The organism is Allobosea sp. TBD101 (genome assembly GCF_059817965.1).
Map to the genome: position 1 here is coordinate 5,276,460 of NZ_CM187543.1, position 18,458 is coordinate 5,294,917.

Annotated in this window: 16 protein-coding genes; 2 read left to right on the forward strand and 14 right to left on the reverse strand. The window is 64.9% G+C overall.

The genetic code is table 11. The annotated features are described in order from the left end of the window. Nucleotides 1–242 precede the first annotated feature (242 nt). Nucleotides 243–611 carry a hypothetical protein gene (locus AC6RIC_RS25595; RefSeq protein WP_499734472.1) on the forward strand — a complete coding sequence of 123 codons (369 nt, stop codon included), beginning with the start codon at nucleotides 243–245 and terminating at the stop codon, nucleotides 609–611. After that, nucleotides 611–2,293 carry a hypothetical protein gene (locus AC6RIC_RS25600; RefSeq protein WP_499734473.1) on the forward strand — a complete coding sequence of 561 codons (1,683 nt, stop codon included), beginning with the start codon at nucleotides 611–613 and terminating at the stop codon, nucleotides 2,291–2,293. The genes AC6RIC_RS25595 and AC6RIC_RS25600 overlap by 1 nt, the downstream gene beginning before the upstream one ends. Before the next feature lie 503 nt (nucleotides 2,294–2,796). Here AC6RIC_RS25600 and AC6RIC_RS25605 read toward each other — a convergent pair. The 14 genes from AC6RIC_RS25605 to AC6RIC_RS25670 form a co-directional block, all read right to left on the reverse strand. Continuing rightward, on the reverse strand, nucleotides 2,797–4,074 hold the full coding sequence (locus AC6RIC_RS25605) for a M20 family metallopeptidase (protein WP_499734474.1): 1,278 nt from the start codon (nucleotides 4,072–4,074) through the stop codon (nucleotides 2,797–2,799). Nucleotides 4,075–4,107: 33 nt separating this feature from the next. Beyond that, on the reverse strand, nucleotides 4,108–4,980 hold the full coding sequence (locus AC6RIC_RS25610) for an ABC transporter permease (RefSeq protein ID WP_499734475.1): 873 nt from the start codon (nucleotides 4,978–4,980) through the stop codon (nucleotides 4,108–4,110). Between the two features lie 5 nt (nucleotides 4,981–4,985). Continuing rightward, nucleotides 4,986–5,945, reverse strand: a complete 960-nt coding sequence (locus AC6RIC_RS25615; protein ID WP_499734476.1) for an ABC transporter permease — start codon at nucleotides 5,943–5,945, stop codon at nucleotides 4,986–4,988. A 15-nt stretch (nucleotides 5,946–5,960) separates the two neighbouring features. After that, nucleotides 5,961–7,532 (reverse strand): ABC transporter substrate-binding protein, encoded by a 1,572-nt coding sequence (locus AC6RIC_RS25620; RefSeq protein ID WP_499734477.1) that lies wholly within the window; start codon nucleotides 7,530–7,532, stop codon nucleotides 5,961–5,963. Nucleotides 7,533–7,589: 57 nt separating this feature from the next. Further along, nucleotides 7,590–8,231, reverse strand: a complete 642-nt coding sequence (locus AC6RIC_RS25625) for an isochorismatase family protein (protein ID WP_499734478.1) — start codon at nucleotides 8,229–8,231, stop codon at nucleotides 7,590–7,592. A 47-nt stretch (nucleotides 8,232–8,278) separates the two neighbouring features. Further along, nucleotides 8,279–8,638, reverse strand: a complete 360-nt coding sequence (locus AC6RIC_RS25630) for a RidA family protein (RefSeq protein WP_499734479.1) — start codon at nucleotides 8,636–8,638, stop codon at nucleotides 8,279–8,281. A 27-nt stretch (nucleotides 8,639–8,665) separates the two neighbouring features. Further along, on the reverse strand, nucleotides 8,666–9,907 hold the full coding sequence (locus AC6RIC_RS25635; protein WP_499734480.1) for a Zn-dependent hydrolase: 1,242 nt from the start codon (nucleotides 9,905–9,907) through the stop codon (nucleotides 8,666–8,668). A gap of 219 nt (nucleotides 9,908–10,126) precedes the next feature. Further along, nucleotides 10,127–10,990, reverse strand: a complete 864-nt coding sequence (locus AC6RIC_RS25640) for an ABC transporter permease (RefSeq protein WP_499734481.1) — start codon at nucleotides 10,988–10,990, stop codon at nucleotides 10,127–10,129. Further along, the gene (locus AC6RIC_RS25645; protein WP_499734482.1) at nucleotides 10,987–12,000 is read right to left on the reverse strand and encodes an ABC transporter permease; all 1,014 of its coding nucleotides are present in this window, start codon (nucleotides 11,998–12,000) and stop codon (nucleotides 10,987–10,989) included. Before AC6RIC_RS25645 ends, AC6RIC_RS25640 begins: the two co-directional genes overlap by 4 nt. 109 nt (nucleotides 12,001–12,109) lie before the next feature. After that, entirely contained in the window at nucleotides 12,110–13,729 is a 1,620-nt protein-coding gene (locus AC6RIC_RS25650) for an ABC transporter substrate-binding protein (RefSeq protein WP_499734483.1), read from the reverse strand. 104 nt (nucleotides 13,730–13,833) lie between these two features. Continuing rightward, nucleotides 13,834–14,622, reverse strand: coding sequence for a creatininase family protein (locus AC6RIC_RS25655; protein ID WP_499734484.1), 789 nt, complete (start codon nucleotides 14,620–14,622; stop codon nucleotides 13,834–13,836). Between the two features lie 200 nt (nucleotides 14,623–14,822). Further along, nucleotides 14,823–15,770, reverse strand: coding sequence for a LysR family transcriptional regulator (locus AC6RIC_RS25660; RefSeq protein ID WP_499734485.1), 948 nt, complete (start codon nucleotides 15,768–15,770; stop codon nucleotides 14,823–14,825). A gap of 182 nt (nucleotides 15,771–15,952) precedes the next feature. Beyond that, complete coding sequence (locus tag AC6RIC_RS25665) at nucleotides 15,953–16,855, reverse strand: HNH endonuclease (RefSeq protein WP_499734486.1); 903 nt, start codon at nucleotides 16,853–16,855, stop codon at nucleotides 15,953–15,955. 360 nt (nucleotides 16,856–17,215) lie between these two features. After that, complete coding sequence (locus tag AC6RIC_RS25670) at nucleotides 17,216–18,454, reverse strand: 5'-methylthioadenosine/S-adenosylhomocysteine nucleosidase family protein (RefSeq protein WP_499734487.1); 1,239 nt, start codon at nucleotides 18,452–18,454, stop codon at nucleotides 17,216–17,218. Nucleotides 18,455–18,458: the final 4 nt, after the last annotated feature.

Sequence of the window (18,458 nt, forward strand, 5' to 3'; positions counted from 1 at the left end):
ATTATATTTTATCTTTACGTACATATACGGATATATACAGCGAGCTACGTATGGATCATGGATGCGATAATAAGTATTGAAAGGATCTCAACTTCTGTTTTCCTGAGAGGGCGAGTGGATTCGATGTGCACAGATCTTCGATTGCGCAGATCGAGGCTCGGCAGGGAGGTCCCTGCACCCCAACCGGCAAGCCGGTGCGCCTGAGGGCGCCGGCTCCGCCGCAAACAGAAGGAGAAGCCCTGATGGCGGGCGAACAGGTTGCGAACTTCGTCTCGTTCCGGATCGACGAGGCCACTGCCGCGCAGCTGGCAGTCGTCTCGGAAGCCGCTGGCCTCAAGAGCAATGCCTGGGCCCGGTCGCAGCTGATGAAGCTGCTCGGCTCGAAGATAAGGGCGCCGACGGTCCGGCGCTCCGTCGCGAACGCCGAACTCCTCGGCGAGGTGCTGAACGAGCTTCGGGCGCACGGCCGGAACCTGAACCAGTTGGCCAGGCTGGCGAACGGTTCCGGCTCGCTCGTCTCGGTCGTTGCGGACATCGAGAACATGCGGTCGGCGACGGAGGCGCTGATGGCCCGGGTGCTCGATCTGCTCAAGATCGAGGAGGATGCCTGATGATCATCATCACTACGCCCCGTCGGATCGGCGAGCTCAGCCGGCATCTCGGGAAGACGGGGCGCGGGTCGAACAAGGAAGTCCTCGTCCGCGCCGACATGATCCGCGACGTTCCCGCCGACACCGCGCTCGCGCTGCGTATCATGGCCGCGATCGCGCGCCGGAACCGCCGCGTGACGCGCGACATCGTCCACCTCAAGATCGCGCCGAAGGTCCCGCTCGGCCCGGAGGGACTGAAGCGCGTTCTGGCGGTCTACGAAGAGGAGTACGGCATCCCTTTTGACTGCCCCCGGCACGTGGTGGAGCATCGAAAGGGCGACCGTGCGCCGCACTTCCACGTCAACTATGCGATGGTTGCGCCGGGGTCGGGGAAGGCTCTGCGCTTCGTTCGCTCCACAGAGCGCGACGAGATGATCGCCCGCCGCCTCGAGATCGAACTGGGCGAAGGTCTGACGCCGAGCCTGCGGGTCGACCGGGTCGCCCAGCTGCTGCGCGAACGCGGTCTGCCGGAGCTCGCAGAGATCGCCGCAACCGGGCCTGTCGCCGAGAAGAGGGCTGGCCGATCCAAGGCCGAGCGTCAGCAGGCCGGTCGGCTCGAGGCCGATCTCGATGTGGTCGACGCAAGGCTTCTGGAAGCCTGGCGTCGATCCGGCGAAGACATCCGTAAGCTGCCGGTCGAACTTGAGAAGCTTGGGTTCCGGCTCGCGGGCGGCGACAAACGCATCGCGGGCGCGCCCATCGTTCGGCTTCTCGACAGCGAGACGCTGTTCGCCGGTTCCCTGACCCGGAATCTCAATCGCGTTCGAAAGGCGGCGGGCGACAAGGGGCCGCTCCAGGAGCCGCAGGTTGCAGCGATTCTCGGCCCCCTGCCCTCCGAAGCCATCGTGAAGGCCGAGCTCCGGAAGGACGCGCCGCAGCGCAGTGCCTCCGACCTGCTCGGCGAGTTCGACCGCTTGGTTACAGAGACGGATCTCGATGGCGAGCAGCAGGAGGCCGACAAGGCCCGGCGAGGACGTGATCGCCTGGCCGCCCGCCTTACCGCTGAGGAGCAGAGGAATCTGCGCGAAAGGCAGAAGCTCGTGCGGGCCCGGTACCGTGAGCGCGATCGGATTCGACGGGCGCGCGTCAATCGCGCGTTCCTGGCCGCAAAGCTGTTCGCAGGGCGGGATATCCGCAAAGCCGCCTGTTACATGGTAGCAGTGGGCGTTCTGGCCACAGGTGCGGGCCTCATCGCCGCGCTCGCCGCAGCCGGAATCGCCGTTGCCGCGATCCCGAGCTATACCTCCGCCAAGCGCCTCCGTGCCGCTTCGGATCACGCCGCGACCGTCGAGCGCGCCGAGATGAATCGCGCCGTTCGTGAGGAGACACAGCGCTTCTTCCGCGAGCGCGCTATCGCCCGCCGTGTAGCCGAGCAGGAGCAGCGCGTCCGCGAACAGAGGATGCACGCCGCCCAAGCCAACCGTCGTCACATGGCCCAGGCCGAGATGCTCCGGCGCCAGCAGCAACAGATCCAGCGGCAGCGCCAGCGCAACGAGATGGAGGCCCTCGCCCGCCGTCGCGCCCAGCTGGCCGCTCGCCTCATGCCCCAACCTGGCGGTCAGGCTCCCGGGAACCCGGCTCAGGTTGCCCGCCAGCCTGCGGTCCTCCGCCAGAGGCCACGCGGGGGCGGCGTCGAGCGCTAGGACATGGCATCGTGCCTTACCAGCCGCCTGAGGGCGGCCGTGGTCTGCATTAGCTTTGAGGTCGATCAGCCGTGACATCCGGATGGCTTCCGTTTGTTATACGGCGACCATCTTTCCCTATCCGTCAGGCTTCCGGGGCGGTTTCCGAAACTTCGTCCAGAAACCAATATTACCTATTATATCAGTCAGTTAAATGACAATGACGAGCAATCTGGTGCGATCTCGTCGGCCAATCAGGTGCCGATCGGCAGCGAAACCATCTCGTTATTGGTACGAGTGACGTCGATTCTCGTGCTTCCGTTTGGATCGCGCTAATTGCCGACGTCCAGACACCGCCCGGAACCAGACATTGTCGAGCCACGGACAGGCTTCGTCGAAGTCGGGCGATGGCGCCGATAATTATCTGCCAGATGTTTGCGAGTTTGGCCCGCCGCTCGGAGAAAACTGCAGGACGATGTGAAGCGGGAGCCTCGTGCTAAGCTCCGCTTTCCAAGCGGCGCGCCTTACGGCACGCTCCCGAACAAGGCTATCGGCAGAAGTGCGAAGACACGCGTTGCCTTGGTCAGGTGATCGACAGGCACGTGCTCGTGGTTGGAATGGGCTACTTCGACATGCCCTGGCCCGAACACGATCGCGGGGATTCCGGCATGGTCGTTAAAGAGGGCGGCATCACTCCAGAACGGAACGCCCTTCGCCTCTGACGGAGAGCCGGCGTGAATGGCACCGAGCCGGACGCATTCCGTAACTAGCGGATGGTCTGGATTGGTGTCGAGCGGCGGATGCGAAGGCAATTCCGGGCAGGCGGCCATGAAGCTGGCCGCGGCGTCCAGTTCGGGATCTTCTGTTTTTAGCTCCGCCAGCAATTGCTCGAAGTCACGCATGACACCTTCGAGAGTCTCACCCGGAATGCGGCGACGATCGAGATAGATTGTGCAGATGTCCGGCACGACGGCGCCGGGTGGCTTGTCGCCGGGTGCGCGGCGCAGCACCGTGACCGCCTCGTTGTTGGCGTAGCTCAGCATCGCCGCGGTATTCAGCGAGGCATGGCCGAGCAGTGGGTGCGAGTGCGCGCATGAGCTGGCGATGAAACGCCTCTCGATCGCGTTGACAATCTTCGCACCTTTATAGAGGGCGCTGATTCCCTTGTCCGGCCGGCTGGAATGGTTGGCGCGGCCATGGACATCGATTCGATAATAGTCGAAGCCCTTATGCGCGGTGACGACGTCGAGCCCGGTCGGCTCGGAGACCACAACCATGTCGGGCTTCGGACCATGCTCGATGATGTGAAGCGAGCCGAGGCTGGTTGAATCCTCCTCGGCGACCACACCGGCGAGGATGAGGTCTCCGGCGAGCTCGATGCCGGCGCGCTTCAGTGCGATCATCGCGCAGATCTGCCCGGCGACACCGCCCTTCATGTCAACCGCGCCACGGCCATAAAGCAGGCCGTCCCGGATCTGCGGCTTGAACGGCTCCGGCATGGCTCCCGGCGGCACGGTATCGATATGGCCGTTATACATCAGGCTCGGCGCGCCGGCCTTGCCGCGCAGGATGCCGATGACGTTGTAGCGGCCGTCGCGGACCTCTTGCAGGTAGGTCTCGATGCCCTCGCGCTCAAACAGCTCCTTGATGAAGAGCGCACAGGGCGTCTCGTGGCCTTCGATCTCGCGATGCGACTGGATCGCCACGAGCTCGGCGGTGAGAGCGACGGGGTCAATGGTTTCCAATGCGGCGAGCAGCTTCGCCTCCAGGTCTTGATCGATCGTCGCCGGGGCAATGGACATCGTGTCTCCTCCGTCAGCCAGTATCTTGTTGTCTCAATGGACGCCGATGCGCGGGTCGAGGTAGTCGCGCAGCGCATCGCCGGCGAGATTGAAGGAGACGACGGCGAACACGATCGCCAGGCAGGGCCACAGCACGAGGCTCGCATTGTCGAACATGTAGACGATCGCCTCGGAGGTCATGTTGCCCCAGCTCGGATAGGGCAGCTGGACACCTAGCCCGAGAAAGCTCAGCGTCGCCTCGGCACGCAGCGCCGTCGCCGTCCAGAGCGCGGCGCTGACGACCGCCGTGCCGATGACGTTCGGCAGGATGTGGCGCATCATGATCCGCGCATGCGAAGCGCCGGCTGCGCGCGCGGCCTCGACGAAGTTCTTCTCCTTGACCGCCAAGGTCTCGGCCCTGACGAGCCGCGCGAAGCGCGGAATGAAGGCGACGGTGAGCGCGATCACCACATTGATCACACCGGACCCGAGCGCGACGAGCACGACGATGCCGAGCACGATGGTCGGGAAGGCGAGCAGGAGATTGCTCGCCTCCATGATCAGGAGGTTGGCCCAGCCTCCGCGATAGCCGGCGATCAGCCCGAGCACGCTGCCGATCAGCAGACCGAAGAAGACCGAGAGCAACGAGATGCCGATCGAAGCCTGTGCCGCATAGAGCAGGCGCGAGAGCACGTCGCGGCCGAACTCGTCCGTGCCGAGCCAATGGTCCGCGCTCGGTTCGGCGAAGCGCGCCAGCATGTCCTGGTCGAGCGAGTCATAAGGGGCGAGCAGGGGACCGATCGCGGCAACGATCAGGAGCAGCAGGCAGCCGAGCGTGCCCAGCCCCGAGACCGGGTTGGCGAAGGCCGCGCGGACGGCGCCACTCAGCCGGGTGCGCTGGGGGGGGAGGGCGGTGATCTCGCTCATGCCGGTCAATTCGCGAGTTCGACGCGCGGATCGATGATCGTGTAGAGGATATCGACGGCGAGATTGATGAGCGTCGCGACAAGCACATAGACCAGCAGGACCGACTGCAGCAGCACGTAGTCGCGCTGGGCGATGCCGCCCAGGATCAGCCGGCCGAAGCCGGGCCGCGAGAAGACGATCTCGATGGCAATCGAGTCGCCGATCATGATGATCGCGTAGAAGCCGAGAAATGTGACGATCGGGATCATCGCGTTGCGCAGCACGTGCTTGTAGAGGACGATCTGGCGCGACAGGCCCTTTGCCGTCGCGGTGCGCACGAAATCCTCGCTGAGCAGTTCGAGAACCGAGGATCGCGTCAGCCGTGTCAGATAGGCCGCCATGCCGAGCCCCCCGGCGAGCGACGGCAGCACGGCGAACTTGACCAGGCTGGCCCAGTCGCCGCGCTCACCGGCGCCCACGACCGGGAACCAGCCGAGCCAGACCGAGAACGGTATCATCAGCAGGATGCCGGTGATGAACCCGGGAATGACGAGCCCGGTCAGCGAGAGCAGCCGCGCCGCATAATCGAGCATCGAGTTGCGTGCCTGCGCCGCGGCGATGCCAAGCGGCAGGCCGATGACGGCGCCGACCAGGAGCGAGCCCAGCACCACCAGGGCGGTAAAGGGTGCGACGTCGAGGATCATGCGCGAGATCGGCTGGCCGACGACGAGCGACAGTCCCAGATCGCCCTGCGCCAGATTCGCGAGCATGCGCCAGTACTGAACGAGGATCGGCTGATCGAGCCCCATCTGCCGGCGCAGCGTCGCTAGTCCCTCCGATGTCGACTGGTGGCCGAGCACGGCCTCGGCGGGATCGCCGGGGATGACCCGGATCGCGAAAAAGATCAGGGTCACCGCGAGCCAGAGCGTCACCAGCGTGCGCAGGGTCCGCTTGGCGATGAAGCTCCAGGCTGGCGTGCGCGTCATGCTCGCATCCGCCGCTCAGGCCGTCTTCTTCGATTTCCAGCCATAGCGGTACTCGAGCGAGAGCGAGTTCCTCAACTCGTAGCCGAGATCGACCTTGCTGCTGCGGATCAGCGGCTGGAAGGTATAGGTCGTGGGGATGATCCGGTAATCCGGCAGCACCTTCCGCTGTGCCTCGACCAGGAGCCGACGCTTCTCGTGGAGCGTTGTCGCTGCCGCAATCCTGTCGAGGAACGCGTCGAGTTCCGGGTCCTGCTTGCGGCTGAAATTGCGGATCGCGTCGCTGCGGAAGAACCGGTTGAGGAAGATTTCGGCGTTCGGGAAGGAGAGATCGCCGTGCAGGATCAGCGGGTTCACATTCTTCACGATCTGGGCGTGATAGAAGGCGTGATCGACCCGGTTCAGCTCGAGATTGATGCCGACCCGTTTCAAATGCTGCTGGATCAGCACCATCATCTGGCGATAGTCGTCGCGCTCGGTGATGATCATGCTGAGGTTGAAGCCGGAGCTCAGGCCCGCCTCCTTCAGCAGCGCCTTCGCCTTGTCTAGATCGTAGCCCCATTTGCCTTCGGCGGGGAGCTCCTCCGCTTTCGCCGAGCCGAAATAGGAAGGCGGAATCAGCACGTCCGAGATCGTCGCGACCGGACCGAGGAAAGCCCTCAGATCGCCGGGGTTGATCGCATGCGCGATCGCCTTGCGGACACGGACGTCGTCGAGCGGCTTCACCCCGGTATTCACATGCAGATACCAGGCGGTTTCGGGTCCCTTCCGATCGATGATCAGGCCCTGCTTGGCGATGCGATCCAGGAGTTGCGCGTCGAGCGCGCCGCGCATGCTGTCGACCTCGCCAGTGCGCATCGCCAGTTCGCGGCTGGCCGAGCTCGGCATGAAGCGCACGACAAGCTCTTCCAGCAGCGGCTTTCCTTCCCAGTAATCGTCGAAGCGGACCATGCTGACGCGGTCGCGGGCGACATATTCCCTGAACCGGAAGGGGCCGGTGCCGATCGGATGCAGCCGCATGGCGTGGGCACCGCGCGTCTCGAACGCCTTCTTGCAGACCATCAGGCCGACGGACTCGGTATCGCCGGCGACGTTGGCGAGGAAGAACGGGTCGGCGTTCTTGAGGACGATCCTGGCGGTGTAGGGGTCGATCACCTCGACGCGGTCGATAATGGAGTAGGCCTTGGCCCAGGGCGAGACATTGGCGTCGCGGTAGCGATCGAGCGAGAACTTCACGTCCTCGGCCGAGAACTCGCCCATGTCCTCATGCCACTTCACGCCCTTGCGGATCTTGAACTCGTAGGTCTTGCCGTCGGCAGAGACCGTCCAGCTCTCGGCCAGCGACGGCTGGAAATCGGTCGAGACGGTGCCCGGCGGATAAGAGACCAGACCCTGGTGAACCACCGTGACGATCGGCGCCTCGGCCGAGACCCAGGCGAGTGTCGGATCGAGGCTGCTGATGTCGCCGGCCGAGATCGCGTGGACGATCCGGGAGGCAGAGCCCTGCGCACAGAGTGTCTCGATCGGAAGGCCCGCGGCGGCTAGGCCCGTCCCGAGAGCATAAGCAAACTGTCTGCGCGACATGGTCATGGCGATACCCCTCGTTGTGCTTGACGCCAGTCCAGATCCAACCCGACAGGAAGGATTCTATAGATTTTCCATATACTTGAGCACATCGGCGCTACTGACGACGTCGCCGTAGCGCATGTCGATGTCGGTGAGGTTGCACTGATGGGCGAGGGGGTGGCGGTCAGCAACCGCGTCGCCCACGACGATGGTGCGGTAGTTCTCGTTATGCGCGCTCTCGGCCGTCGCCCTGACGCAGCCGCTCGTGCTGCAGCCCGTGACGATCAGCGTATCGATCCCGTTGCGGACGAGATGCGCCCCGAAGGTGGTGCCCCAGAAGGCGGATGCCCGCTGCTTCTCGATCAGGATCTCGTCCTCGCGCCGCTCCAGGCGGGGGTCGAGATCGACGAGCCGCTCGCCGCGCCGCAGCGAGCCCCGCTCCGACATGTGCAGGAGCTTGCGGCCGACCGGGCCCGCCGCCTCGTTGCCGCCCTCGTCGAAGGCCATCGTCGTGAAGAAGACCGGGATGCCGCGCTCCCGGGCGGTCGCCAGGACCGCGCGGATCGACGGCACGATCGCCTCGACATTGTCCGAGCCGATCGGCGCCGCCGGATCGATCCAGGCCGCGGCCATGTCGATCACGACCACGGCCGGCTTCGAGCCGAAGCCGACGCGGCCGCCGAAGCCGCGGCTGAGATAATATTGCTTGACGTCTTCGTACATGGTCCTGTCCCAGCCTTGCTCGCTTCCGACGATGCGCGCTCCGGCGCTCACATCTTCACGGCGATCGACTCGATCTCGACATCGGCCGCGATGGCGACCTCGGCCCTGACGGTGGAGCGGGCCGGCGGATTGGTCGGGAAGTAGGTCGAATACGCCTTGTTCATGTCGTCGAACTGGCTCATGTCGCGCATGAAGACCGTCGTCTTGACGATGTCCGAGAGCGAGAAGCCTGCCTCCTCGACCAGCGCCTTGATCTTCTTCATGACGAGATGGGTCTGGGCCTCGATGCCGGCGGGAATCGAGCCGTCGGCCTCGGTCGGAACCTGGCCCGACAGGAACAGCCACGGGCCGGCCTGGATCGCGGGCGTCAGCGGAACCGGCATCGGGCCACCGAAATACTTCTTCATCACATGCCTTTCAGTCTTGGCGCGGGGTCAGTAGGCGAGCCTGTGCAGGCTGGCGGCGAGAACCTTGATCCCGGCGACGATGTCCTCGATCGACGAGAATTCTTCCTGGGTGTGGCTGCGGCCGTCCTTGCTGCGCACGAAGATCATCGCGACCTTGGCGATGGCGGCCATCTGCTGGGAATCGTGGCCGGCGCCGCTCGCCATGAGCATGAAGGGCACGCCCTGATCCCGCGCCGCCGCCTGCAGCGTTGCGAGCAGACCGGGGTCGGACGGGCAGGCCGGATGGTCGATATGCACGTCCCAGGAGAGATCGAGCCCGCGCCGCGCCGCCACCTCGGTCATGAGGCGTTCATGCGATTGGTGCAGCCGCCGGCAGGCCTGCGGGTCGGGATGGCGCGCGTCGATGCTGAAGCGCACGCGCTTGGGGATGACGGCGACGCCGTTGGGCTCGGCCTCGACGCGGCCGACCGTGGTCACCGCCGGCCGGCCCCAGCGATGGGCGGTATCGATCACGCCGGAGGCGATCTCGGCGAAGCCCGCCATCGGGTCGCGGCGTATATCCATCGGAAAGCCGCCGGCATGGTTCTGCGTGCCTTCGAGATCGACGAGATAATGCCGGATGCCGGTGATGCCGGTAACGACCGCCACCGGAAGGCCCGCCTGCTCGAGGATCGGGCCCTGCTCGATATGCAGCTCGACGAAGCTGTCGATGTCGTCGCGGCGCGCCTCCGGAATGCGGGCGGGATCGAGCCCGATCTCGCGCATCGCCTCGGCGATGGTCTCGCCGGTGAAGCCGATGACCTTGTCGGGATCGTCGGGGGCGATGCGCCCGGTGATGGCGCGCGAGCCCCACCAGCTCGCGGCGGGAAAGCGGCTGCCTTCCTCCTCGCAGAAGGCGAGGGCCTCGAGCGGACGCTTCGGCTGGCCGAACTGCTGCTTCAGGGCCCGGATCGCGATCAGGCCGGCGAGCGCGCCGAGCGTCCCGTCATAGCGGCCGCCGGGTCGCTGCGTGTCGATATGCGAGCCGGAGACGATCGACTTGCCGCCTTCGCTGCCTTCGAGCCGGCCCCAGACGTTGCCGACCGCATCGCGCCGGACGTCGAGGCCGGCCTCCTCGCACCATTTCGCGTACTGGTCCGTTGCCGCGACCCATTCGGGCGAATAGACGGTGCGCCAGACCCCGGTCTCCGCATAGGCCCCGTAGGAGCCGAGCGTCATCACGTAATGCTCGACGAGCGCCGGGTCGATATCGATCGACTGCTGCAGCAAGAAGGCCTCCCGGAAGATGGATCGCGGCGCCGTGCGCCGGTCACGGCATGATCGCCGCCACATCTGAGGTAGCCGGAGAGAGCTGCCCGCAAAAACGATTTAATCTGAGTTTTTTACTTCAATGTTATTGATGGTCAGGCGTAAAGATCTTCGCCGGCCGCGAGATGTCGCGGCCGAAGCTGCAATCGATGCGCGCGACGGCGTTTTCGGTCGTCGCAGTCAGGCGCGCGAGCGCGGATCGAGCCAGTCGCGCACGCCGTCACCAAAAAAATTGAAGGCGACGACGACGCTGAGGATCGCCAGGCCCGGGAAGGTCGCGATCCACCATTGATCGAAGAACTCGCGCCCCTCGGCGATCATCGCGCCCCATTCCGGGGTCGGCGGCACGACGCCGAGACCGAGGAACGACAGGCTGGCGAAGGTGATGATCGCCGTGCCGAGATCGACCGTCATCAGCACGACGAGCGGCCCGATCGCGTTGGGCGCGACATGGCGCAGCAGGATGCGGGCGCCGCTGCAGCCGCTGATGCGGGCGGCCTCGACATATTCCTGCTGAAGCTGGACAAGCACCTGGCTGCGAGCGAGCCGGGCGAATTTCGGCCACCAGACCACCAGCATGGCGATGATGGTATTGCCGGGGCCGACGCCGAGCGCTGCCGCGATCGCCATGGCCAGGATGATCGGCGGGAAGCACATGACGAGGTCGGTGAAGCGCATCAGCGCCTCGCCGAGCCAGCGATCGGCGTAAGCGGCGATGCCGCCGACGATGGTGCCGACCAGCAGGCCGAGGCAGACGACGCTCAGGCTGGCGAAGAGCGTCATGCGCGCGCCGTAGAGAACGCGCGAGAGAACGTCGCGCCCCAGCGTATCCGTGCCCATCAGGTGTTTCAGCGAGGGGGCCGCGAGCCGCGCCGCCATGTCCATCTCGTTGGGGCCGTACGGGGCGATCACCGGCGCGAGCAGTGTCAGGAGAAGCCAGACCAGCAGCACCGCGCCGCCCAGGGCCGGCAGCCCGAAGCGGCCGAGACGCCAGCGCAGCTTCGCGCGGCTGCGAGCGCCGTCCATCGCACCGGTCGCGCTCATCGCCGCTCCGCCCGGGGATCGAGGAAGGGATAGGACAGGTCGACCAGGAGGTTGATCGTCAGGTAGACGACCGCGACCAGCAGCGTGACGGCCATGATCGCCGGCACATCGAGCGTCGTGGCGCTGCGGAAGGTATAGCGGCCGAGGCCCGGCCAGGAGAAGATCGTCTCGGCCATCACCGCGCCGGTCAGCAACTGGGCATAGGCGAGCCCGCTCAGCGTTACGATCGGGATGAGCGCATTGGGCAGCGCCTGCCGCAGGACCGTGGCGCGCTCGCCGAGGCCCTTGGCGCGGGCGGTGCGGATGTAGTCCTGCCCGAGCGTTTCCAGCATGCTGGCGCGGGTCGTGCGCGTGATCAGGCCGATCGTCGCCGCCGCGAGCACGATGGTCGGCAGGACGAGATGGGCGGCGGCGCTGCGCCAGGTCGCCCAATCGCCGGCGAGCGCCGCATCGACGAGATAGAGCCCGGTCACGGTCGGCGGCGGCAGGTCGACGACGGAGAGCCGGCCCGGCCCCGGCGCGATCTGAAGCCCGCCATAGAAGATCGCGAGCAGGATGAAGGCGAGCCAGAAGGACGGCGAGGAGACGCCGAACAGCGAGATCAGCCGGGCGAGATGGTCGACCCAGCTATCGCGGCGGACGGCGGCGACGATGCCGAGCGGGATGCCGACGAGGAGCGACAGGACGAAGCCGAGCGTCGCGAGCTCGATCGTCGCCGGAGCGTATTGGACGATGTCCTCGAGCACGGGGCGCTGCGAGGTGATCGACATGCCGAGATCGCCCTGGGCGAGCTGGCGCAGGAAGATCAGGTATTGCTGCCAGAGCGGCAGGTCGAGGCCCCATTTGGCGCGGAAGGCCGCGACGAAGGCTTTGTCGGACGCCGCGATGTCGCCGAGCTGCGCCAGAACGGGATCGCCGGGCACGAGATTGGCGATGACGAAGACGACGAGCGTCGCCAGCAATGCGGTGGCGACGGCGATACAAATGCGCGAGATCACATATTGCAGCATGAGTGACGGTAGCCTTTACGAGCCCTGGCATGGAAGCGGGGCGGCGACCCCGCCATCCCGCGCCGGCGGGCGCGCCATGCGCCTTCGCAAGGCACGCCCGCGGGCCGACTCATTTCGCCGGCTTTGCTCGCGCCAGTTCCGCGAACCAGCCGGCGCCGGTCAGGGTGAAATCGGCGACGCTCTTCCTGACCGCGACCTGGTATTGCGGCTGGAACAGGACGATGAAATGCCCCTCGTTCTGCACCGCTTCGGTGAACTTCCTGTAGAGCGCGTGCTGTTCCGCGGGATCGGCGGCACGCGAGGCCCGCACCGCTGTTTCGCCGACTTCCGGCGGGACGTTCCAGCGCACGCGCTGGGCGCCGCGCTGGAAGACGGCCTCGGCGTTGAGCAGCGGTTCCACTGCCGGCGGGTTCCAGTAGCCGAATGCGGCCGCCGCCTTGCCGTTGACGAAGAGCGTCCGCAGCGTGACCGGATCCATCGGCTTCAGCTCCGCCTTGATGCCGACGCGGGCCACGTCGGCCTGAATCTTCTGCGCCATGATCTGGTAGGGCACGCCGCCGAAGGAGCCGGCCTGATAGTAGAGCGGGAAGCTGAAACCGTCGGGATTGCCGGCCTGCTTGAGCAGGCCCTTGGCCTTGTCGAGATCCTGCCGGTAGCCGATCTCCTTGGTCAGCTCCTCGGTCGAGCCGCCGATGCCGATCGAGATGTAGTTGGCCGGGCGGGTGGCCGCGCCGCCGACGAGGGAATCGCGCATGCCGTCGTAGTCGATCGCATAGGCGATCGCGAGGCGGTTCTCCCGCTTCGCCATCGCCTCGCTGATCTCGGGATTGTTGGTCAGCGCGACATAGGTCCAGTCCTGGCTCAGCGTACGGGCGATCGTGACGTCCTTGTCGCCCTCGACCGATTTGATCTGCTCCGGCGTCAGGTTGAAGGCGATGTCGACATCGCCGCGGCGCACGGCGAGAAGCTGGCTGCCGCTCTCCGCGATATGGCGGACGACGACGCGCTCATAGGCCGGCTTGCCGCCCCAGTAGTGCGGATTGGCCTGGAGCGTGATCGAGCCGTTCCGCTCCCAGCCGGTGATCTGGTAGGCGCCGCTGCCGGCCGATTTCGTGTTGAGCCAGGCGGTTGCCTTGTCGGTCTCCTTGGCATCGGCCGCATCGGTCGCGCCATGCTGCCTCACGAGCTTGGAATCGAGGATCGAGGCGGCCGGCGCGCACAGGATCGTCAGGATCGGATCGGCGGGATCCTTGGTGTAGATGTCGACCGTCATGTCGTCGACCTGATCGACGCGCGAGACGGTGCGGGCATAGCCGGCCGGCTGGTCCTTGATGTTCAGCATGCGGTCGAGCGAGAACTTCACGTCGCCCGCCGTGATCGGGTTGCCGCTCGCGAATTTGAGGCCGGAACGGAGCTTGAAGCGCCAGCCCTTGCCGTCCGGCGTCCGCGCGAAGCTCTCGGCCAGCAGCGGCTTGATCGTGACATAGTCGCCGGGGCTCATCGTGACGAGCGTGTCATAGGCCGCATGCAGGCTGAGCGCCGGCGTATAAGTCCCCATCCGGGCAGGGTCGAGCGTGATCGTGTCGCCGATATCGTTTGCGATGACCAGCACGCCCGGCGCCGCCTGCACCGCCTGCGGAGCGAAAGCCAAAAGGCCGGACAGGATCAGGACCGAGCGCCGGTCGAGGCATGCCCACGCCGGCTTCGCGAAAGCACTGTTAGCGCTCATGGTTTTCCCCTCTTGCTTTGATATCCGAGCTTTGTTGCCATCCGCCGGGACGACAAGCGCATTCTTGGCGACCGAACCTCGCACCTTTCTTGAAGAGTCCCCGGCTACTCGGCTGCGCTTCGGGCGCGCTGCGGCGGCGCGTCTTTCAGGCTGCCGACGATCTCGATCAGGTGCCGCATCACGGCCTCGGTGATCTGCTTGCCCTTCTCCGCGCTGGCGAGCGAGGGATCGCCCAGCACGCCCGTGCCGTTGGAACTCGCCTTGATGGTCCTGAACAGGGCGGCGCGACCGGACTGCATCATGTCGGAATCGGCCCAAGGGTAGGTTGGCACATAGTTCTGGCCAGAGATCAGCTCGTCGCGCACCGAGCCCGGCACGCCATGCATCATGATGGCGGTCTCGAATTCGCAGGCATGGCCGACGCCGGCGAAACCGGATTCGCGGATCGCCCCGAGCTCATCGGCGGCCATGTGCCACCAGGTCAGGAACGCGACCTGGCATTCGGGGTGGGCGGCGCCGAATTTTTCCAGGAGGACCTGCCCTATAGCGCGGTTGCCGCCATGACTGTTGACCAGCACGATGGTGCGAAAGCCGTGCGCCACCACGGATTCGAGCATCTCGCTGAGATAGGCCAGCAGCGTCTCGTGACTGACGGTGAGCGTGCCTGGGAAGTCCATATGATGAGCTGAGCAGCATACCTTGACCTGCGGCAGCACGAGCACGCCCTTGCCTGCGCGCCGATCGAGCTCGGCCATGAAGAAGCCGCCGATGGCGGAGTCGGTGCTGACCGGCAGATGCGGCCCGTGCTGCTCGATCGAGGCGATGTTCATGACGATCGGCGTGCTGCGATCGAGCCGATCGATCTCCATCCAGGTCAGATCTTCCCAGCGCATCCTTAAAGCTCCTTAGCATCGCCTGGCATGGTCCGGTTCGGGCGCAGGCGAAGAAAATCGCCGGCAAGATCAGTATCTTGACAGTCTTCGCGCCCGCGGAAACGCCCATGGGAATCTCGGCGCGACGGCCTGTGCAGACAAGCGAATAGTTCGAGAGGATTTGCTCGTGAATTCTTGAAGAGTCGCGGAAGTCTCTGCGCTCACGGCTGCTCCGAGACAGCCTTGTTCGGGAAACTGCTCGCTGCCACCGCCGCCCATTCGACGGCCCGATGGGCGGGCGTCTGGCCCTGACGGGGGCGCAGGCAATGGATCTTGAGCGGATCGATCTCCGGGGTGCAGGAGAGCACGCGCAGAGCGCCCTCAGCGATGTCCTTTGCGTAGAGGCTGGGCGGCAACAGCGCGACGCCGAGACCCGCCTTGGCCATGGCGGCGGCGGTGACGAAAGTGTTGCAGATGGTGAGTGCGTGGAACTGGACGCCGTTGTTGCTCATCCAGTGCAGCGTCGATCCGCGATGCTGCTCCTCCTTCGAGGTCAGAATGACCGGAAGGTTCGTCAGTTCGTTCGGCAGGAGCGTTTCGGAGGCGCCGGCGAGCGCCGGATGCGCCATCCAGCGAAATGGCACGGTACCGAGATCGACGCTGACATAGCGTGACGCCGGCAACTCGCAGGCGGTCAGCGCCATGTCGAGATCGCCTACGCCGAGCTTCGCCTCGGTGACATGCGACAAGCCGACCTCGAGCTCGACCCGCACGCCGGGATAGACGCGCTGGAGCAGCGCCAGGAATTTCGGCAGCCAGGTATGCGCGATGATCTCGACGACCCCGACACGGACATAGCCCGAGATCGCCTCGCGCTTGGCGATCGAGGCGAAAATCAGCTCGGTCGTGCGGATCAACTGCTCCGCATGGGGCAGGAGAGAAACGCCGTCCGGCGTAAGACGGGCCGAGCGCTGCGACCTGTCGAATAATCGTACCCCGAGGCGCGATTCGAGTTCCTGGATGCGCATCGATACGGCCGACTGTGTCGCATTCAGTCGCTTTGCGGCGTTGGCGAAGCTGCCAAGCCGAGCCGCCCAATAAAAAGTCTCGATCTGTCGGATGTGCATGCTTTGACCGATAATGTACCTGCTCGTTCCTAGCCGCGTCATGCGGGCTAGGTTCGCATCATCGCGCTGTGGTCAATGCAAGAACAAGGCCTTATGGGATACAGATCGGTGATCCTCGTATCATTCCGAGGTCAGGCCCATCCCCTTTTGACGGCGTCTCCGGTGGGGACGCGCCAGAAGCCGACATTGATAGCGCACCCTACAGCTCACGTTGACGCTCCGTCCTATTGTTTGAAGCAATGCTCCCGATGCCAGTGCAGGAAGCGCGGATGAGGGCGCTCGTGCGCATTGGGTGGCGCAAATGCCCGCCCGGTTTTATTCACGAAGCTGCGGATGCCGTCCGGGTCGTTGGCTTGGCGGGAGACGAGGATATCGAGGTCGTCAGAGAGGCTGATCAAGCCGCGATCAAACATCCAGTGTGCCGTTCCAGAAAGCACGATGCCGTTGTTGACGATGTCCGGACCACTCGCCTCGACTGGCCGGATGTGCGCTGCGTCTACTTCGGCGCGACCGCCACCATTGATTAATTTCAGCCCGGTAATGGCACAACGCTCATCGTATGCACGGAGGACCACGCGCCGGAAAACACGGTCTCGGGCGATCCGATTGGTGACAATGGCAAGCCGCTTGCGCTCCTGTTCGAACACGAATGGCGTCTGAGTCTCGGCGAAACCGGCCTCACCGTTAGGCTGGCCCAACCTGGGCAGCAAGGCATTGTGCTCATCCAGACCTATGGCAAGGATGTGATCGAAATCGGCGCGGGAAACCGACCGGACCGCAGCCTGCGCCCGGCCGGATATGCGTCCGTTCTGGTTCAGAAGACCTCTCTCCACCAGCACGCCATCGGCATCCATGAACGGCACTGGGCGGGCAAAGTCGAGGTAGCTGCCCGGCTCGATGATGGCGATGTACATGTCCGGGACGGCTGGGTCCAAGATCACCTGCTGAACCTTCGCGATCGCGTAGTAGCCGCGAGTCCCCTTCAACTTCCTGGGTTCGTAATAGATGATCCAATCGCCGATGCAGGCCTGCACGCGGTTGAGATAAGGGCGCGGGAACTGATAACGCTCAGACGGGCTGTCGTCGTAGATCGAACCCGGACGGTGAATAAAAATGCCGAAGGCCATAGCAGCATCATAGGCGCGCCAGTCGTTCCGCCCAGTCCCCGATTGGTCGAAGGTGGCGGATTCCGTCCTCGACTTTCCGATAGTCCCAGAGAAGTCCGAACGGGAAACACTCCGGGAGGAGCGCGACGAAAAAGCGGCAAAGCGCGCTCGCGAATGTGCTGTCCAACTAACTGGCCGGCCAAGTCGAGGAGCTACTACCTGCCGGGCTACGTGACGAGCTAGTCGTGAAGGCTTTGGAGGCGAATCTCCAGCACCTGCTCCCAAGGGGGCCGCGGCATACGGGCCCTGAAGTCCCGCTCTCCTCGATGATCACGTCGCTGTCCCTAGAATAGTCGACAGGACGTCGTCGTTCCCCCCCGATCATGCGCCGAAGTCGTATCTCCTCGTTATGATCTGCTTGGCGAACTGCGCCGATATCAGGCTGCAGGAATCATGATAATCGCTGTTCTTTTCGCCGTTGCAGTGGTCCGCGACCGACTTGATGCATATAAAATCGGGACGCAGAACCGGCGTATGGAGGCACGCGTAGTAGAACGCGTAGCTTTCCATATCGATCGCCCAGATCTCCTCGTCGCGGCCGACGATGCCGTCTAAGGTCTCTAGGCTCGTGACGACGGCGGAGCCCGATCCAGCCCCGCGGAGCCGCAGCTTCCAGTCGGTGATCTTCCCCTTGCTTAGCTTCAGGACCGAGGCGAGGGTCTCGGGATCGGGTGAGAATCCGGAAGCCATCGCCTCGCGCACTTTTTCCCGGATGCCATCGGTGGGGCAGCTCAAGGGCATCGGGCGGGGGCGAAACACGGTTCGCTTACCGGACGCGTCCTCGATCTGCTCCCACTTGCCGTAATCCCACGCCGAAGTTGTGCCGAACGCGACGAGATCGCCGAACCCTACGCGTTCGGCGACTCCGCCGCAGAACCCAGTCATGACGATCAGTTTGGGGCGGAACTGGGTAAGCAGGGCCTGCGTGGCGGATCCGCACGGAGGCTGCCCCGCCTGCCCGATCGAGTAGATGTACCCCTTGCGGGTCTTGCCCGCCGCGTCCTGAAAGGAGAATTCCTTCGCGCCCGGCAAGTCGCTTGACGCAGCCGGCTCGAAGAGGTGGGAGTAAGGCTGCGCCTCCTTGTCGAGCGCCGTCATAATGACGAGGTCTGCGTCATAACTGGAGTTCGCCACCAGCCGGCGGGCCGACCTAGCGTTCATGAGGTACAGTATCTTCGTCCGGAAGGCCTCCCGCCAGGCTCCGTCCGTGTCCTCGTGCAGGCAGGCCATCAGGTGCTCGCCAATGGTCGTGCGCAGCAGGCTCAGGACGTCGGCCTCCCTACTGATGCCGACGACGTCGGCGGGGACGTTGACATCGCCGTTGAATATCTCTTCGAGCAGCATTTGCGTGTTCTGGAGGCTGACATGCGCGCTCCCCGTCTTCACGGGAAGCGTCAGGTCGACGACCACCAAATCGTAGAAGCCCGCCTTCAGCCTGTCGCGAGAGCTGAAGACGTCATGGACAAGCTCGACCTTGGCGCCGGAACCGGCGGTCGCCTCGGCGATCCGCTGGAGTTCCGAGCCGACTTCGACGCGATCGTGGATGACGAGGATCTTCATGCTT

What these genes read in the sequence shown, in the direction of transcription:
- AC6RIC_RS25595 (WP_499734472.1), top strand. Translation starts at nt 243, where the DNA reads ATGGCGGGCGAACAGGTTGCGAACTTCGTCTCGTTCCGGATCGACGAG.
- AC6RIC_RS25600 (WP_499734473.1), top strand. Translation starts at nt 611, where the DNA reads ATGATCATCATCACTACGCCCCGTCGGATCGGCGAGCTCAGCCGGCAT.
- AC6RIC_RS25605 (WP_499734474.1), bottom strand. Translation starts at nt 4,074, where the DNA reads ATGTCCATTGCCCCGGCGACGATCGATCAAGACCTGGAGGCGAAGCTG.
- AC6RIC_RS25610 (WP_499734475.1), bottom strand. Translation starts at nt 4,980, where the DNA reads ATGAGCGAGATCACCGCCCTCCCCCCCCAGCGCACCCGGCTGAGTGGC.
- AC6RIC_RS25615 (WP_499734476.1), bottom strand. Translation starts at nt 5,945, where the DNA reads ATGACGCGCACGCCAGCCTGGAGCTTCATCGCCAAGCGGACCCTGCGC.
- AC6RIC_RS25620 (WP_499734477.1), bottom strand. Translation starts at nt 7,532, where the DNA reads ATGACCATGTCGCGCAGACAGTTTGCTTATGCTCTCGGGACGGGCCTA.
- AC6RIC_RS25625 (WP_499734478.1), bottom strand. Translation starts at nt 8,231, where the DNA reads ATGTACGAAGACGTCAAGCAATATTATCTCAGCCGCGGCTTCGGCGGC.
- AC6RIC_RS25630 (WP_499734479.1), bottom strand. Translation starts at nt 8,638, where the DNA reads ATGAAGAAGTATTTCGGTGGCCCGATGCCGGTTCCGCTGACGCCCGCG.
- AC6RIC_RS25640 (WP_499734481.1), bottom strand. Translation starts at nt 10,990, where the DNA reads ATGAGCGCGACCGGTGCGATGGACGGCGCTCGCAGCCGCGCGAAGCTG.
- AC6RIC_RS25645 (WP_499734482.1), bottom strand. Translation starts at nt 12,000, where the DNA reads ATGCTGCAATATGTGATCTCGCGCATTTGTATCGCCGTCGCCACCGCA.
- AC6RIC_RS25650 (WP_499734483.1), bottom strand. Translation starts at nt 13,729, where the DNA reads ATGAGCGCTAACAGTGCTTTCGCGAAGCCGGCGTGGGCATGCCTCGAC.
- AC6RIC_RS25655 (WP_499734484.1), bottom strand. Translation starts at nt 14,622, where the DNA reads ATGCGCTGGGAAGATCTGACCTGGATGGAGATCGATCGGCTCGATCGC.
- AC6RIC_RS25660 (WP_499734485.1), bottom strand. Translation starts at nt 15,770, where the DNA reads ATGACGCGGCTAGGAACGAGCAGGTACATTATCGGTCAAAGCATGCAC.
- AC6RIC_RS25665 (WP_499734486.1), bottom strand. Translation starts at nt 16,855, where the DNA reads ATGGCCTTCGGCATTTTTATTCACCGTCCGGGTTCGATCTACGACGAC.
- AC6RIC_RS25670 (WP_499734487.1), bottom strand. Translation starts at nt 18,454, where the DNA reads ATGAAGATCCTCGTCATCCACGATCGCGTCGAAGTCGGCTCGGAACTC.